The sequence below is a fragment of the Brevibacillus fortis genome (assembly GCF_046196545.1).
Lineage (GTDB): Bacteria > Bacillota > Bacilli > Brevibacillales > Brevibacillaceae > Brevibacillus > Brevibacillus fortis_A.
This window is the reverse complement of the sequence record NZ_CP176370.1, coordinates 320001-336706: the sequence shown is the minus strand read 5'-3', so window position 1 is coordinate 336706 and position 16706 is coordinate 320001. Positions and strand designations below refer to the sequence as shown.

At 47.2% G+C, this 16706-nt stretch carries 14 protein-coding genes and 6 tRNA genes (1 of these 20 only partly in view); 4 read left to right on the top strand and 16 right to left on the bottom strand.

What is annotated here, in order from left to right:
• Window positions 1-53 precede the first annotated feature (53 nt).
• Window positions 54-1556, bottom strand: a complete 1503-nt coding sequence (locus ACKKE8_RS02050) for an Ig-like domain-containing protein (RefSeq protein ID WP_409176703.1) — start codon at window positions 1554-1556, stop codon at window positions 54-56.
• 682 nt (window positions 1557-2238) lie between these two features.
• Between ACKKE8_RS02050 and ACKKE8_RS02045 the strand changes: the two genes are divergently transcribed.
• Entirely contained in the window at window positions 2239-3144 is a 906-nt protein-coding gene (locus tag ACKKE8_RS02045; RefSeq protein ID WP_409176702.1) for a DMT family transporter, read from the top strand.
• Between the two features lie 300 nt (window positions 3145-3444).
• Here the strand turns inward: ACKKE8_RS02045 and ACKKE8_RS02040 are convergent, their stop codons facing one another.
• Both ACKKE8_RS02040 and ACKKE8_RS02035 read right to left on the bottom strand, forming a co-directional pair.
• Window positions 3445-4647, bottom strand: a complete 1203-nt coding sequence (locus ACKKE8_RS02040) for an MFS transporter (protein WP_409176701.1) — start codon at window positions 4645-4647, stop codon at window positions 3445-3447.
• Window positions 4648-4770: 123 nt separating this feature from the next.
• A complete protein-coding gene (locus ACKKE8_RS02035; protein ID WP_409176700.1) occupies window positions 4771-5853 on the bottom strand; it encodes a serine hydrolase domain-containing protein in 1083 nt (360 codons plus the stop codon).
• Window positions 5854-6116: 263 nt separating this feature from the next.
• Between ACKKE8_RS02035 and ACKKE8_RS02030 the strand changes: the two genes are divergently transcribed.
• Window positions 6117-6566, top strand: a complete 450-nt coding sequence (locus ACKKE8_RS02030; protein WP_409176699.1) for an Lrp/AsnC family transcriptional regulator — start codon at window positions 6117-6119, stop codon at window positions 6564-6566.
• 345 nt (window positions 6567-6911) lie between these two features.
• Window positions 6912-7301, top strand: coding sequence for a hypothetical protein (locus ACKKE8_RS02025; RefSeq protein ID WP_409179059.1), 390 nt, complete (start codon window positions 6912-6914; stop codon window positions 7299-7301).
• Window positions 7302-7629: 328 nt separating this feature from the next.
• Here ACKKE8_RS02025 and glmS read toward each other — a convergent pair whose 3' ends face one another.
• The 6 genes from glmS to sigW all read right to left on the bottom strand — a co-directional run bounded on the left by glmS (window position 7630) and on the right by sigW (window position 14710).
• Window positions 7630-9462 (bottom strand): glutamine--fructose-6-phosphate transaminase (isomerizing), encoded by a 1833-nt coding sequence (glmS, locus tag ACKKE8_RS02020; protein WP_409176698.1) that lies wholly within the window; start codon window positions 9460-9462, stop codon window positions 7630-7632.
• A gap of 483 nt (window positions 9463-9945) precedes the next feature.
• Window positions 9946-11292: a phosphoglucosamine mutase gene (gene glmM, locus ACKKE8_RS02015; protein ID WP_289675667.1), complete on the bottom strand. Its 1347-nt coding sequence runs from the start codon at window positions 11290-11292 to the stop codon at window positions 9946-9948.
• A 43-nt stretch (window positions 11293-11335) separates the two neighbouring features.
• A complete protein-coding gene (locus ACKKE8_RS02010) occupies window positions 11336-12583 on the bottom strand; it encodes a YbbR-like domain-containing protein (RefSeq protein WP_409176697.1) in 1248 nt (415 codons plus the stop codon).
• Window positions 12576-13400 carry a diadenylate cyclase CdaA gene (cdaA, locus tag ACKKE8_RS02005; RefSeq protein ID WP_007725283.1) on the bottom strand — a complete coding sequence of 275 codons (825 nt, stop codon included), beginning with the start codon at window positions 13398-13400 and terminating at the stop codon, window positions 12576-12578. Before cdaA ends, ACKKE8_RS02010 begins: the two co-directional genes overlap by 8 nt.
• A 105-nt stretch (window positions 13401-13505) precedes the next feature.
• Window positions 13506-14129 (bottom strand): zf-HC2 domain-containing protein, encoded by a 624-nt coding sequence (locus ACKKE8_RS02000; RefSeq protein ID WP_409176696.1) that lies wholly within the window; start codon window positions 14127-14129, stop codon window positions 13506-13508.
• 17 nt (window positions 14130-14146) lie between these two features.
• Window positions 14147-14710, bottom strand: coding sequence for an RNA polymerase sigma factor SigW (sigW, locus tag ACKKE8_RS01995; protein WP_409176695.1), 564 nt, complete (start codon window positions 14708-14710; stop codon window positions 14147-14149).
• 170 nt (window positions 14711-14880) lie between these two features.
• On the opposite strand from sigW, the gene ACKKE8_RS01990 reads away from it, so the two are divergent.
• On the top strand, window positions 14881-15039 hold the full coding sequence (locus ACKKE8_RS01990) for an aspartyl-phosphate phosphatase Spo0E family protein (RefSeq protein ID WP_007725277.1): 159 nt from the start codon (window positions 14881-14883) through the stop codon (window positions 15037-15039).
• Between the two features lie 93 nt (window positions 15040-15132).
• Here the strand turns inward: ACKKE8_RS01990 and rocF are convergent, their stop codons facing one another.
• The 7 genes from rocF to ACKKE8_RS01955 form a co-directional block, all read right to left on the bottom strand.
• Complete coding sequence (gene rocF / locus ACKKE8_RS01985) at window positions 15133-16029, bottom strand: arginase (protein ID WP_409179058.1); 897 nt, start codon at window positions 16027-16029, stop codon at window positions 15133-15135.
• Window positions 16030-16199: 170 nt separating this feature from the next.
• A tRNA-Gly gene (locus ACKKE8_RS01980) sits at window positions 16200-16273 on the bottom strand.
• Window positions 16274-16282: 9 nt separating this feature from the next.
• Window positions 16283-16359, bottom strand: a tRNA-Pro gene (locus tag ACKKE8_RS01975).
• Window positions 16360-16364: 5 nt separating this feature from the next.
• Window positions 16365-16441 (bottom strand) — tRNA-Arg (locus tag ACKKE8_RS01970).
• A gap of 20 nt (window positions 16442-16461) precedes the next feature.
• Window positions 16462-16537 (bottom strand) — tRNA-Lys (locus tag ACKKE8_RS01965).
• Window positions 16538-16543: 6 nt separating this feature from the next.
• A tRNA-Gln gene (locus tag ACKKE8_RS01960) sits at window positions 16544-16618 on the bottom strand.
• A 21-nt stretch (window positions 16619-16639) separates the two neighbouring features.
• A tRNA-Tyr gene (locus tag ACKKE8_RS01955) sits at window positions 16640-16706 on the bottom strand; it runs 18 nt beyond the window's last position.

The following is a 16706-nucleotide window of genomic DNA, read 5'->3' as shown; positions in this document are numbered from 1 at the left end:
CTATCTCTTTGACAGGAGGTTAAGTACGTTATCCATTGACGCTATTTGAGTATCTACCCTTTCACTTGAACCGGGAAGACTGCTTTTTTTCCTTGAAAGGTTGCGATGATTTGCACTTTTCCCTTCTCTTTGGCCGTAACTCGTCCATTCTCGTCAACCACGGCCACTTCTTCGTTTGAAGAGGTCCATCGAATCCCCTTCGTCAGAGCTTCTTTGGTATCGTCATCATAAACGGCCGTAACCTTAAGTTCTTCCGTATCACCTTTATCCAATTTCAGTTTGTGCATTTGCATTTGCGGCTCAAGGGAGACGATGGTTTTTGTTTGGCCGCCGTATTTGATCAGATAGATGTCTCGCTTGTCCGCCATTGTTGTGCTTTTTTCCCAATATTCCCCCAATAGCAAGTACTGGTCATTTCCCTGGGGAACCGCATTAGCAACGCGTATTTGCGGGAACGAGATCGTTCTCTCCCACAAAAGGTCGCCAGATTGATCCAACTTCTTGAAATTCCATTTGGAAGGGTCAGCGTTTATCGAATCCATCACCCCGATCAGCATATAGCCATCATCCGATGTCTCGGACAACGATAAGCCTCTTTCTCCGTCCGACACTTCTCCGCTTCCCACTTCGGTATCGTAAAGCTTCTGCCAAACAACTTTCCCCTCCGAATCGATATGCCACGCAACGATGTCATCGAAACCGGGGTCAGAGTTGAAGCGGTTGGTGTATCCGGTGACGAGAAGCCCGCCATCGGTTGCAGGGAGGACTGATTTGATTGTGATAGAACCCTTCTGTTCGTAGGTATGTTCCCAAAGCTTGTCCGCTTCTTCGGACAGCTTTGCCACGTACAGGTGAGCATCGCCAGAGAACACACTACCTTGGACAAACATTTCCCCGCTTTTGGTAACATAAACCCGATGAGCCGAGTTGCTCAACGGCTTATCCCATTCGATTTCACCTGATGCTGCAATCTTCACGATATTGTACAGGTTCTGTCCGCTCTCTTCGAGGTATTTGCGTCCAACTGCGACCACACCACCGTCGGATGTTTCGGCGAAATCACTGTACAACAGGAAGTATCTTTCCGGTATCATCGCCCCCCCCTCTACCTCAATTGCTTTCGTCCACTCCTCTTCCCCGGTTTCACTCAATTTGATCAGCTGCAACTTGTCCGGCTCCGAGCGCAGCGCTCCCATCACTAGATATCCGCCTTCTTTCGCCTGCTCCACATCGACGATAAAGAACTCTTCCGGCATACGCTTTGACCATTCTTCCCGTCCCGTTCCATCTGCTTTCACCAGCAAAGGGGGGAGTATGCGATAAGCACTGTTCGTCCCGTTTGCCCAGACCAGCCCACCGCCATCTTTCGTCGTGACGACCTTTTGGACCAATTCTCGCGTCTCCTCTTTGGCATAACGCTGTTCCCACTTCAGTTGGATTTCATCATCGGCAGCGGAAGCTTGTCCGATCAGAAAAAGCGATGCCAGCAACGAGAAGGCAAACATCCGGATCAAGAACCGCCGGCAACGGAAATGATTCTTTTCCCTTGTTCTCATGTTTTCCACACTCCATTTTTAGAGATATTGGAAATGTTTTTCCAACCTATTGCTACTTATATAAGAGCATGAGCATGGCAATCTTGTACAGTAACCTTATTCCTAGGCAATAACTCGGAAAGCAGGCCCTCACTCAACCTTTTTCCTGTATTTTCCTACTTTGTAACTACTGGAGAGGATTACGCATACGAACGGGGTTTCGATGAATACAAAAGATCTAGGAAAATGGCCCGGAGGCACCAATAATTATCGGACCGACTCTAAAACTCTCTTTTCCCCATTCCAGTACTAAGACACAACTATCCTTCCAAAAAATTTAGGGTACTGTCTGATGATAGTAATGTTTTAGACTGATCCATTAATAGAAAAAGCGGTGGTTTAAGACTTTGAAAATTAAGTCTAAGACTACCGCTGCTGTTTAAGTTGCTGTGTATTTTATTATTAATATTGAAAACTAATTTTCGGGCAGTTGGATGCCACGCCAGCCGCTTACATCACATTGGCCATATTTATTATCACCCGCAGCCGTCACCGTGCCGTCAATGTCTGTACCGATACAGATAGCTATTTTTCTGTTTGAAGCACGTGGCCTACTGCCATTACTATGAGGGCAAGCGCTAGACTGACCGCTTCGCATGCAAGCACACCACATACCATTATTTACAAAGTGAGGGCTTGTCTCATGAACAGAACGAATTACTTACTGTTACTCGGGATAGGGCTGATTTGGGGTTCGCAATTTTTCTTCGTCGATCTGGTAATCAGCTCAATTCCACCCGTTACATTAGCCGCGTGTAAAGCATTATTGGGCGCGATCACACTCGCTGTCCTATATGGATTGTCACGTAATAAAGAGAGCATATCTGAACCAGCAAAAGCGTGGAAGTTATTCATCTGGGTCGGATTACTCGAAGCGGTTGTTCCCTTTATCCTGATCGGTTATGGACAGCAGTTTATTAACAGCAGCACAGCTTCTATTTTACTCGGCACAGGACCTATATTTACAATTCTGTTTGTCAAAATCTTTTCCCCGAGCGAAAAGCTCCCACTCAACAAATGGTTGAGCATATTATTGGGGTTCGCCGGATTGTGCCTGCTGTTTTCTCCCGATTTCTCTTCTTTTGCCCTTGGAGGAAGCTCGGTGGGCTATATCGCTTTATTGGGCGCTTCAATTAGCTTTTCTGCGTCTCTGCTCTTAATCAAGCGTCTGCCACCGATGTCTTCCATTTTAGCCATGCGAAACGTGCTTTGGATTGCGTCCGTCGTGTTAATCCCACTGGCTTTTATTTATGAAGATCCATTCGGCGTACGTTTGAACTGGCAGCAAGTCATCTATGTGTTCATATTAGGTGTGTTCCAAGCCGGGATCGTCTACATGATGTACAATACGCTGATCAAAAGAACAGGCGCTACTTTTGCTTCGCTCACGAATTACTTAGTCCCTCTGTTCGGTGTTTTACTCGGGTCTATTATCCTCGGTGATCAGTTGACCTGGAATGCAATCGTTGCTCTCGTCATCATATTTATTTCCATGGCGATCAGTGAAAAGAGAACGAAGCAGCCAAGAAGAGCCATGAAAGCGAAATAAAACATACTTTTCGTTGAACCAATAGAAGCAGCAATGGAAGCATGAGTTTCTCTGCCGACTACATAGCGTAGAACTGCTGATAACTTATCGTCCGCAGAAAATTTATCCATAAAAAAACTGCCCTCCAATTGTTAGGTTTGTCTAACAAATGGGGTGCAGTTCAGTGGTTGGACTGGCTTTTTGTACGGAAGTATTGAATAGTCTACTTTATTTTCTACGAACACCTGGAATATCGCCGTTTTTATTAAGTGTAAACGCAAATAGGATAGAAGGTATCCTGTCCTGTCTAGAGCTAGGTCTTCATTTTGAAGGAAATCCGTGCTTGCTTGCACGCCAAGCTACTAGAAGCGCAAGGATGAGCAAAATAAACAAAGCCCAAGGTAAGGAGCTGGGATCCATTATTTCGATAAGGACTCCGCCTAACATCCCGCCTCCACCGATGGCCAGGTTCCACGCCGTCACGAGCATGGACTGGGCCACATTTGCATTCTCGCCCGCAGCATCAGCTAGTGCAGTCTGTAGCAAAGTCGCTGCCCCTCCAAACGTCAATCCCCACAGAGCTACCATTAGATAAATCACGATGGGATGGCCGCTGCCTATACCAAGAACAAAAGACGCCGTGGCGAATACGATGAGGCTGATCAGAACCAGAGGTCGTAATTTTCGATCAATCAACACACCAATACCCCAGATCCCAACCAGCGAAGTCATTCCAAAAATGAGTAATACCCAATCAATACGCTCTGATAATCCAGCCTGAGCAAGATATGGTGCAATATAAGTATAGAGAATGTTATGGGCTAGAACCCAGGTAATTACGACAAACAGTACCGGCCTCACCCCGGGGATAACAAAGATCTGGTGGAGGGGGAGCCGTTTATCCACATTCTCTCCAGGATAGTCTGGCAGCTTCCAAAGTACCCATACAACCAGCATCAAAGCCAGTAGTGACATGATACCGAACACCAAGCGCCAGCCAATAAGAGCACCGAGAAATGTTCCAGCAGGGACACCAAGCGCCAGAGCGAGAGGGGTCCCTACCATAGCCACCGCCATTGCCCGCCCTTTCAGCGATTCTTGCACCATCCGACGAGCATAGCCTGCAATCATCCCCCACAATACGCCAGCGGAAACACCCGCGAAAAATCGAGCAACCAGCGTCAGCGTATAGCTGGAAGACAGAGTGGTGATCGAGTTGAAAACGAAAAATCCAAGGATGCACATCAGTAAAAGCGGTCGCCGTTGCCATCCGCGCGTCGCTGCTGTCAATGGAATCGCAGCTGATAGTGAGCCAAGGGCGTACAAGGTGACAAGCTGACCCGCCAGGACCTCCGATACTCCAAGCCCCTCGCTTATCTGAAGCAGCAAGCCAGCCGGAATCGTTTCGGTGAGAATACAGACGAATCCCGCCATAGCAAGGGCCAGTAAGCCGGACCAGGGAAGACTGTCGGATGGGAGAGCACCGGAGACACTCTTTGTCGAGGTAGTTGTATTCTGGTACATGACGTAGGCACCTCTCTTTACGGTTTGATATGAAACGATTGCTGTACAGTCCAGTTTATTCAAATTCTGTACAAGAGCCTTGGCTTGTTTCTTCTAGACCAAGGCTCTTGTGTTCGTTTTCGATTACTTATTCCTGTTATATACAGCTTCACAAAGGTCAACCGTAAACTGGCCGGACATGCCTTCCAGAGCGGTATTGGTGAACGCCACGACGCTGAGCCGCTGCAAGGGATCGACAAACCATGAGTGACCATATGTGCCCCCCATACGCCATGTGCCTGGAGATTCAGGGGTGTTTGCGGCGACAGGATCCTTGAGCAGCGTAAAACCAAGACCAAACCCGCGACCTGGCCAATAGGCCATTGGCAGATCACCAATCTGATTGGTGGTCAATTCGCGAACCAAAGACTCTGGCAAAAGCGGAGACCCTCCCTTGCGCAATGTTTCCAGCAATTGTAGAAAATCCCCGGCACTGCCAACCATGCCTGCTCCGCCAGAAGGAAAAGCTGCGCTATCAAGTGCCCGACCAGGGGAAAGCCGGAAGCCCGCCGTGCCCTCTATAAACGGAAGGTGGTCGGGATCAAGCAAAGGTCGAAGCTCTGGCAGATTATTGGCATAAGCCGTTGCCAGTCTTTCGGGGTCTATTGCAGTAAAACCCGTATCATGCATCGTAAGCGGTCCTGTTACCAGCGAATGGATAGCCTCATCAAGCGGTGTTTCTGTAACTTTTGCAATGACTGCCCCTAACACATCGGTCGCAATGGAATATCTCCACTCGGTTCCCGGCGTAGAGAGAAGGGGAACAGAGGCTATCCGACGCAAGTTTTCTTCCAGCGTGATAACCGACTGATCCATGCCATCCGATACCCCGGCTCGTTGATAGGAACCATTTTCCTCTTGAAAGAAGCGGTATGTCAGACCCGCGGTGTGCGTCATTAGGTGTCGAACTGTTATTGTTGCGTACTCACCGTTTTTCAAACGCGGTCGAAACTCCGGCAGCCAACGATCAACGCGGTCGTCAAGTTGTAACCGCCCTTGCGCAACGAGCACGAGAGCAGCCGTTGAAACGATGGGTTTTGTTACCGATGCCAGCCGGAATAACGTCTCTTCTCTCATGGGCCGATTTTCCTCTCGGTCAGCAAAACCGGCTGCACGGCTATAAACCAGTTCCCCATCTATCGCTACTTTAATGACCGCACCAACCAATCGCTTCTCTTACAGCGTTCGCTCGATGACCTCATCAATACGATCTGCCAAATGTTCCAGATCATTTTTTCTTGCATAAAGTTTACTCAACTCTTTTCATCCTTTCGGAATAGTTAAAGCCTTCATCGCTTTACTATTGTAAGTTAATTTTATAAAATTAGTTAAGGTAATTACATAAGGTAATCAAGTTAGATGTGCTTCTTCACGAATAAATTCAAGAAGTTTGATAGCAAATACTTATAAATCAAAAGGAGACGATATTGATGGATCACGTTGATAAGCAAATCCTTTACCACCTGCAAAACCAAGCGAGGATTTCCATGACCGACCTCGGAAAATTTGTAGGATTATCACAGCCCGCGGTGACGGAGAGGGTGAAACGTTTGGAGGAAAAAGGGGTCATAAGCGAGTATCGCACCATCATTTCCCCTGAAAAAGTGGGAAAGCATACGGTAGCCTTTATCCTGTTTCATACGAGAGATTGTCACGCTTTCCTTGATTTTTGCCGCTCCACTCCCGATGTTGTGGAATGTTATCGTATCAGTGGAGAACACAATTACCTCTTGAAAGTCATGACCGAGTCCACCCAAGCCCTCGAGGAATTCGGAAATCAATCTGATAAATACGGAACTTACACGACGCTGATCGTGATGTCATCGCCTATCGACCATAAATTTCTATTACCTTCATTTGGTGACGCAAACTTACTGTGATAGCTGGAAACGAAAAAAAACAGCATGAAAAAAGGGAATCCGATACTGAATCTGAAGCCCTCTCAGTTGAGAGGGCTTTTTGGCATCGGGAAATATTGAAGGTTAACCTTTAGGAATGTTAGGCGGGCCGGATGGCGAAATTAAGGGGTCATCACTTTTTCCCATACACCCCACTTGATTAGGATGTCTACTTACTCTTCCGAGTGAATATTCTCATTTCGTAAAAACTGAAACAAACCTCTCCGCTCACATAATTGTGAGGGTTGAGGTTTGTTTTTACTCTATTACTATCAATTTTTTCTGATACAATGACTTCATGCTATAAGAAAGGTTGGTGTGGCAGTAATGAAGAATGAAAGTCAACCTTACACGGATTTTGGAGAAATGTACCGAGATATCGATTTCGCAGCAGAAGCTTACTACAACGAGTTTTTCCATGCCTACAAGACGGAAGGGCGATTCCCCGAAGTATATACGCTCGAGCAAACAAAAAGAGCTTCTAGTGCCATCCAACTTCTTCAACTCTTGGAATGGGAATGGAACCCGGTTCGTTTACTGGCATTACTATCGACAGTAGGTGCTGCCCTAGGAATCGGACGCCCTATACCTGTTTTGGATTTTTGTACAATGATTGAAGGTATGAATCTAATAACGTCTCCATATGCAGACTACTATATTGAAAAGAAAGACATTCTTATAGCTACGTTGGAGATGTTTGCAAATGAGGAACCATAGAAGTTAAAAAGCACGTTATACCGTTGAACCCCGCCTCGACTCTGATAGAGCTTGTGGCGGGGTTTGGCAATTTGCAATTATTTATAAATTTTGAAAGAGTATGCAATCAAAGTTTATTAATTAGTAACAAACATTAATATCGATAAAAATAAGCCGAGGAAAAACAGATGTGCATACCTGAATTTCACTCGACTTATTAACATGACTTTAATCGCAAAGAAAAACTTTATACTCTTTACCAAGTCTAATGTAAATAAACTAACTCTAATGTAAATTTACTTACTCTAATGTCAACAAACACACAAGGATGTTCTTATTCCCTTCAATCCTATTCAACCGTCACACTCTTCGCCAAGTTCCGTGGTTTATCCACGTCAAGGCCACGAGCGACAGAAGCGTAGTAAGCAAGCAATTGCAATGGAATGACGGTCAGAATCGGTGTGAGCATTGGCAGAGTGGCTGGCATGTAAATAACCTCATCCACACTCTTCGCCAGGTCGTGGTTGCCTTCAGTCGCAAAGCCCAGTACATGAGCGCCGCGAGCTTTTACTTCCACGATGTTGCTTACCGTTTTTTCGTAGATGTCTGGTTGCGTAGCCAAAGCTACAACTGGAACATTATCTTCAATCAGCGCAAGAGTACCGTGTTTCAGCTCACCAGCTGGATACGCCTCGGAGTGAATGTAGGAGATTTCCTTCAGCTTCAGAGAGCCTTCCAGCGATACCGCATAGTCGAGGCTGCGGCCGATGAAGAACAGGCTGCTTACCTCTTTTGTGCCCTCTGCAAAGCGACGAATTTGATCATCGTCCTCCAGCATGGCAGCGATTTTGCCAGGGATCTCGCTCAGGTGCTCAACGACTTCAGCAACCTCTGCAGCCGCCATGGTGCCTTTTACTTGAGCCAAATACAGGCTGAACAAGTACAGGGCAACGACTTGGGAGGTGTATGCTTTCGTGGATGCTACCGCTACTTCTGGACCCGCCCACGTAAAGATCACTTCGTCAGCTTCACGAGCTACAGAGCTGCCTACCACGTTGGTGATAGCCAATACCTTCACGTTGCTCTTCTTCGCCTCACGCAGCGCAGCCAGCGTGTCTGCTGTCTCACCCGATTGGCTGATGACGATCATCAGTGTCTTGTCTGTGTAGATCGGATCACGGTAACGGAACTCGGAAGCGACTGCTACCTCTACAGGTACGCGAGTCCATTTTTCGATAACATCCTTACCGACGAGACCTGCGTGCATGGAAGTACCGCATGCCACGATGTAGATGCGATCGTATGTCGCCAGTTCCGCATCACTCATTTTCAGCTCAGGCAAAATTACTCGCTTGTTGTCCTCGTCAATGCGGGCACCCATGGTATCGCGAACAGCTTGAGGCTGCTCGTGCATTTCCTTGAGCATGAAGGAATCATATCCGCCTTTTTCCGCTTGTACCAGATCCCACTCGACATGGAACAGTTCCCGCTCGATTTTCTCGCCGGTCTCTGCATTCATCAGTTCCACACCATCGCGAGTCAATACAGCCATTTCGCCTTCGTTCAAAATGTACACGTCACGTGTATGCTCCAAAATAGCCGGGATATCCGAACCGATAAAGCTCTCGCCTTGACCCACACCAACTACCAATGGGCTAGCCAAACGAATCGCTACCAGCTTATCTGGCTCGTGCTCTGTCATGATTCCCAATGCATAGGCACCACGCATGCGTTGAACAGCACGACGCGCTGTAGAAACGATATCACCATCGTACATGTCCGCGAGCAAGTGAGCGATAACCTCGGTATCTGTCTCAGAAGTGAACGTGTAGCCTTTTGCCAGCAGCTCTTCTTTCAATGGCAGGAAGTTTTCGATAATCCCGTTGTGAACGACTGCAAAAGCCGATTTCTCATCTGTATGTGGGTGGGAGTTCTCGTCAGACGGTTTTCCGTGTGTCGCCCAACGTGTATGCCCGATTCCCATAGAACCAGTCAATGGCTTCGACTCCAAACGGCCTTCCAGAACAGCCAGGCGACCCTGAGCTTTTGAGTACTCCAATCCTTTTGCATTCACGACCGCAACCCCTGCTGAATCATAGCCGCGATACTCCAGCTTGCGAAGTCCTCCGATCACGATGTCTTGCGCTTGTTTATTTCCAATATATCCAACGATTCCGCACATAAGTGTATGGTCCCCTTCCAAATTGGCGAGGGACTTCGACCCGAACAATGGTACGGGGGTAAGTCCCCCGCCATTCCATGTTTTTTATATGATCATGCTGTTTCATCTATTTCGGCAATGGCAAAAAACGTATCACACGCAAGGTTTTGTCCATCAGATCACCCTGATGTTTTGTCCCTGCGCTCTGCGGCAGTGATACTGCTGCCGGGAGGTATCCGCCGAATGCTTCGATAAACCTCCACCTCGTCCACTGGGCTCCATGTCGGGCAGCCTCAGTGCTGGCGCTTTTCAATGGTATGCATTTGATTTTACGATGCTTGTTCTTTTTCGCACAATCCCCCCATTTTTTTCTTTCTTGGTGCTAGCGCACATGAACACTGTACCACAGATTATGAAGAGCGACAATATCTCGTCTTCGTATTTTAGTTGTATGCAAAAGGGAGCGGCATCGAAACCGCTCCCCTGCAACTTTTTACACTAATTTTACACCAATTCTTGTTTGACCACGTCAACGATCCGATTCACGAGACCTTCCAACTGTGCCGCATCTGGACCTTCTGCCATGACACGTACGATTGGCTCTGTTCCGGATGGACGAACCAGAACGCGACCATTGCCAGCCAAATCTTCTTCCACTTCACGAATCGCCTGCGCAATGGCTTCATTGCCATTCAGCTTTGACTTGTCCTCTACACGGACATTGATCAGAAGCTGCGGATACTTGACCATCACTTGTTTGAGCTCGGACAACGGCTTGCCAGACTCCTTGATGATGTTCAAGAGCTGCAGACCCGTTAACAGGCCGTCCCCTGTCGTATTATAGTCCAGGAAGACGATATGACCGGATTGTTCGCCACCGAGATTATAGCCACCGCGCAGCATCTCTTCTACTACGTAGCGATCCCCTACAGCAGTCTTCGTCGTATTGATGGAGCACTCTTCCATCCCTTTGAAGAAGCCCATGTTGGCCATTACGGTCGTGACAACTGTATTGTTGTTAAGCTTTCCTTTTGCCTTAAGTGCTCGTGCACAGATCGCCATAATATAGTCGCCGTCGATAATTTCACCATTATTATCCACTGCAATGCAGCGATCCGCGTCCCCATCAAAGGAAAGACCCAGGTCAGCTTTATGCTTCAAAACTTCTTCTACTAGACGTTCAGGATGCGTTGAACCGCACTGGTCATTGATGTTGATTCCATTCGGATTCGCACCAATCGTGATCACTTCAGCGTCCACATCCGCAAACAGACGAGCTGCCAATGATGAGACAGCACCATTTGCACAGTCCAATACTACCTTCAGACCGTCAAATCGCTCAGATACGGTACTCTTCAAGTGAGAGAGGTACTTTTGTCCACCCTCCAGGAATTCCAGTACCGTCCCGATTTGTTCGCCTGTTGGTCGAGGCATGGTATCCTCTGCCGCGTCCAAATACTGTTCTACTTCAGCTTCCACTTCGTCGGACAGTTTAAAACCGTTGCTGCCGAAGAACTTGATTCCGTTATCCGGAAACGGATTGTGAGAGGCGGAGATCATAACACCCGCATCTGCACCAAGTGCACGTGTGAGATACGCTACCCCCGAGGTGGAGATAACACCCAATCTGACCACTTCTGCTCCAACCGATAACAGTCCAGCCAAAAGTGCGTTTTCCAGCATTTGTCCGGAAATGCGCGTATCGCGCCCAATCACCACTTTTGGTTTCCCTTCCTGCTTGTGTCTGGTGAGAACGTAACCACCAACGCGTCCGATTTTAAATGCCAGTTCGGGTGTCAGTTGTGTATTTGCTACACCGCGTACACCGTCAGTTCCGAAATACTTCCCCATGATTGTCCCTCATTTCCTTCCTTGTGCACACAACAGCTTATGTTTACCTTTGCTTGTTCGTGATTTGAATTGTGACCTTTTTGGGTGCGCTCGCAGAAGTCTTGATATACTCCGACTGATTGAAGATGTAATTCAATGGTACTTCGTATACACCCGCCGGCATATTGCTGACATCTGCTACGACCTGCAAGTCTTCATGCCTCAACTGATTCAGCACTTCTGGTGCGCCGATCACGTCGAAGTCGATTGTAGACATCTCTTGGCCATCGGTGGATAGTACCTTTGCTTCCATGCTTTCTGATAGCCCGCTAATGCGAATCGGAATCTTATCCAAACGCTTGGTCGTTGATGGAACGACTTTCAGCGATACGGTCACATACTCCGGCTCGACCTTCACGATATTATCCATTAACGGTATCTTTAACTCTATGTCGCGATCTGATGTAATGTTGCCGAGATCGATTTCCGGGCCTGGGTATGTGCTGGATTTGATGCCATCAATGACTTCCTTCGGTCCATAGACCGTGACCTCTTCCACATTCATACCCATACTAGCCAAACTATAGCCATTCGGTAATTCATTCGTCAAGTTTAATTTGATGGGCACTTTGGCAAACGGACTCGTTACGGGGATGTTCACTTCTACCGTAAGTGGCACCACATCGGCCCCTTGAATCACGTTGCCAGACTTGTCAACGACTTTGAGCGGAATCGTTGTCTTGATTGGCGAAGTAGCCCCTTCCAAGTCAACCGAAGCCTTAACCGCTGCTACCTTATTCACTTGGCTTTCAGGTACCCTTACAAGCGCTCTAAACGGCTTCACAATAGGCTCTCCAGCCGTATAACCAGGAGCGACCTGTCCCAATTTCTCCACGGAAACTTCACGCTCAACGGTCTTCTTCTCTTCCAAGGTAATTTCCACGATATTCGGGATGATCCCTACCTTGACTTCATCCGGGAATCCCTTGTACTGGACAGGTACACGATGTGTTCCTTTGCCTAGGTTCGTCGCATCGACATACACTTCCCACGATTCCTCTGGGAAAAAATTGTGTCGATAAAAAGGATTATTGCTTTCCAAGGCGACCTTTACCGTTCGTTGCTGCTTGACCACCTGATAACGATCGGTATCGTATTTCACATGCAAATTGACACTATCAATAAAAGTTGGCTGACTTGCCTCAGGAGTCGTCGTTTGTTCGGCTTCCAGATTGACAATCATCCACGTCATGATAGCCAAAAGCAACGCAACAGCACGTGCAAACCAGTGACTGTTTAACCATTTATCCATGTTTTCGCCTCCATTGCCAACGACTTCCCATGGATTTGCCTTTGGACAGAGGCTGAAGCTGTTCTGTCAGCATCTCTGCCAGTTGCGCCTCCGTCAGATTGCGATTCATTGCTCCATGCGCGGCAAAGGACACCTGACCAGTCTCTTCGGATACGATGATCGCGATGCCATCGGAAACCTCACTTAACCCTATTGCCGCTCGATGGCGGGTGCCCAACTCCTTGGAGATGGAATTGTTTTCAGACAGTGGAAGATAACAGGCAGCAGCCATAATCATGTCTTTTCGCATAATGACTGCACCATCATGCAACGGTGTGTTCGGGATGAAAATATTAATCAACAGCTCCGAGCTGACTCGCCCATTAATGCCAATACCCGTTTCCACGTAGTCATTTAGACCCGTCTCTCTCTCAATGACGATCAATGCACCAATGCGACGTTTGGCCATGTACGTAACCGATTTGCCCACCTCTTGAACCAAGCGGCTAACCGCCTCGTCATCCTGTGTACTGCTTGAACGGGAAAAAAGCTTGCCTCGACCAAGCTGCTCTAGTGCTCGACGCAACTCCGGTTGGAAGATGATGACGACCGCCAAAACCCCAAATGTAAAAGCTTGATTCATCAGCGCGTGCAGTGCCGTCAGCTGAAAATATTTGCTGAGGAACCATGTGATGACGATGACCATAATCCCCTTCAGCAATTGTACAGCGCGCGTCCCGCGAATAAGCATAATGATTTTATAGAACACGTATGTAACGAGTAAAATATCCGTTGCATACCGTAGCAAATCCCCATAATCCATGGATATCGATATCATAACGAAGCCCCCATATCTCGCTCCATCTAATGAAGTCAGTCTATCTCCTGCGGAAAAAGCACGGCTCCACTGCCGTGCTCTGATAGCTGTACTCTCTATTTTCTCTTATGGCAAGATCGGAAGCAAGTCATTTCCAATATTTTTCACCTCATACCAAATCCAATCTACGATCGCTTCGATCGATTCGGTATTTCCCACGACTTGGGCGGTAGATGCCACGAACACTTTTCCTTCAATGGCCACAACATTCCCTGTTACATGGCCTCGAACATCTACGTTTCCGTTGCGAACGACCAAGTCTCCATTAATATTGGTTCCTGCTGGTACAACTACGACATTGCGTTCACGATCTATTTTTAATTTATCCAAATTAGCAGAGGATACCTGTAGAGTGTCATCCCGATCAAACCAGCTGTTGAATACGCTGCCGGTCATCAAAAAGAGAAATACCGCTGCAGCTGTCAAAAACGGATGATTTCGAAGCCATCCTGATAACAGATTCGCTTTCGTCGGCGCAGGCAATTGCGCAAGTACACGAGCTGTAAAATCAGAAGAGACATGAATATGTGAAGCGCTTTGAACAAAAGCGATGGCTCTCTGCAACTCATGCATATGCTGACGACAACTCACACAAGACTTTATGTGTGTTTGCAATTGCAGATTGGCTAATTCATCAGTGTCCCCATCTAGATATTCGTGGATGAGGCAAATCATATCCCGGCATTCCATCGTGATTTTCTCCTTTCTCACATCAATCGCAACTTGCTGCGTAATGCTTCCCTTCCTCGGTGAATACGCGTCTTGATTGTCGTTATGGGAAGCTTTACGATATCGCTGATCTCCTGCAACGACAAATCCTCGATATAACGCAAGATCATAATCGAGCGATATTTGGGCTGTAAGTGAGACAAAGCATCTTGCACCGTCTCCTGCAGCTCATGCGTTACGACTTTGTCCTCCGGTGTTCGCTCGTTAGAAGACAGGCGTGAATACCAGTCCAGGCCTTGCCCTGGTTCGGTTTCTTCATCCAATGAAAAGTCAGGTCGTTTTTTCCGGCCACGGTCGATACATAGATTGGTCGCGATCCTGTAGATCCACGTGGAGAACTTATAGCTGTCATCGTATGAATGCAAATTGGCATAGACACGCAAAAATGTTTCTTGCGCGATGTCCTCTGCATCCTGACGGTTTCCCACCATACGATATGCGAGCTGAAATATCTTGTCTTTATAAATCTCGATTAACTCCGCAAAAGCTTCACGGTCTCCGCGTTTTGCCCGCTGAGTCAACCGTTTCTCTACAAAATCCATGCGATCCTCCCCACAATACCGTAATCCTATATACGGATGATACTGCATATGGTTTCATTTTTAATCTAGTGTTTGTGCAGATAATTTGTTGGGAAATAGAGGAATACGCGTATGGCTTTCCTCTATATATAAGTAATGATAGCTCATTTATCTCACGGGTGGAAAGGAGAGTGCAACGATTGTCAAAAAAAGACGTTCTTCTCGAGATTGAAATGCTGCGAAAAGAACTCAACGATCAGTACAAAAAACAAGCCTGCATTACTCCAGAATTAGTTACGCTAAGTGTACAACTGGACCAGCTATTAAATAAACTTCGTCTCCATCCTTAGAATGTACAGCTTTCCCCCATCAATGTAAAGATGCGGTAAAACAAAAAAAGAGGGCCAAAAGCCTCTCTTTTTTCATGATGATCTTCATTTATTTTATAGTAATTTATCACCAAAAACGGAACTCATTAAGGCGACCGCAACGCGAGCTGTCATGTTTTCACGGTCTAGAATCGGGTTGACCTCTACGAATTCTGCCGAACAAAGAATATCTGCATCTGCCAGCATTTCCAATGAAACATGCCCTTCACGATAGGAGATACCACCTATTACTGGCGTCCCTACTCCCGGAGCATCGTGTGGATCAAGTCCATCCAAGTCGAGACTCAAATGCACGCCATCTGTATTTTTAGACACATGCACGATTGCTTCATCCATGACTCGAGCCATACCCAACTTATCAATTTCATGCATGGTGAAAACCTTCATCCCAATACGCTTGATCAATTCACGCTCACCTTGATCCAGATCCCGCGCACCGATGATGACCACGTTTTCTGCCTTTACCTTTGGAGTATATCCCCCAATGTTCGTCAGACGCTCATGCCCATACCCCAAACTCGCTGCCAAAGGCATACCGTGAATATTTCCCGATGGAGAAGTGGCACCCGTATTCAAATCACCATGAGCATCAAACCAAATCACACCCAGGTTTTTTACATGCTTAGCCACACCTGCAATCGTTCCAAGGGCAATGCTGTGATCGCCACCCAATACAAGCGGGAATCGACCAGCAGTCATGATATCGCTTACAACATTGGCAAGCTTTTCATTGGCTTCCACGACTTCATCCAGGTATTTATGGTTTTCCGTCTCGGTGAAGTGGTGAGGACGTGTGACAAAAATATCTCCTCGGTCTTCAATATTGAAACCCATCTTTTCCAGGCGTGCTACCACACCTGCATAACGGATAGCGCTAGGTCCCATATCAACTCCGCGGCGGTCTGCACCTAGATCCATCGGTACACCAACAATGCTCATGTTTTTGTTCATAGAAGTGCCACCCTTTCCTTCGTTCATTCATTCTCTACCCCTATATTGTAGCCCCGGAAAGCAAAATGACTCAACTCGACATGATTTTGCATAAATAACCTGTCGGACAAGCTTTGTCAAAACACAAAAAAACGAGCAACCATTTCGGTTTCTCGTTTCTAGTAAGCATATGGAGCGGGTGATGGGAATCGAACCCACGCGACCAGCTTGGAAGGCTGGAGTTCTACCATTGAACTACACCCGCATATAAAAATGGTCGGGAAGACAGGATTCGAACCTGCGACCCCTTGGTCCCAAGCCAAGTACTCTACCAAGCTGAGCTACTTCCCGATAAGTGGCGTGCCCTGAGAGATTCGAACTCCCGACCTTTTGATTCGTAGTCAAACGCTCTATCCAGCTGAGCTAAGGGCACCTATTATGATTTTAAAAAACTGGTGAGCCATGAAGGACTCGAACCTTCGACCCTCTGATTAAAAGTCAGATGCTCTACCAACTGAGCTAATGGCTCGCAAAATGGCTGGGGTACTAGGATTTGAACCTAGGAATGACGGAGTCAAAGTCCGTTGCCTTACCGCTTGGCTATACCCCAACAACCCGCAAAATAAAAAAATGGTGGGGAGAGACGGATTCGAACCGCCGAACCCGGAGGGAGCAGATTTACAGTCTGCCGTGTTTAG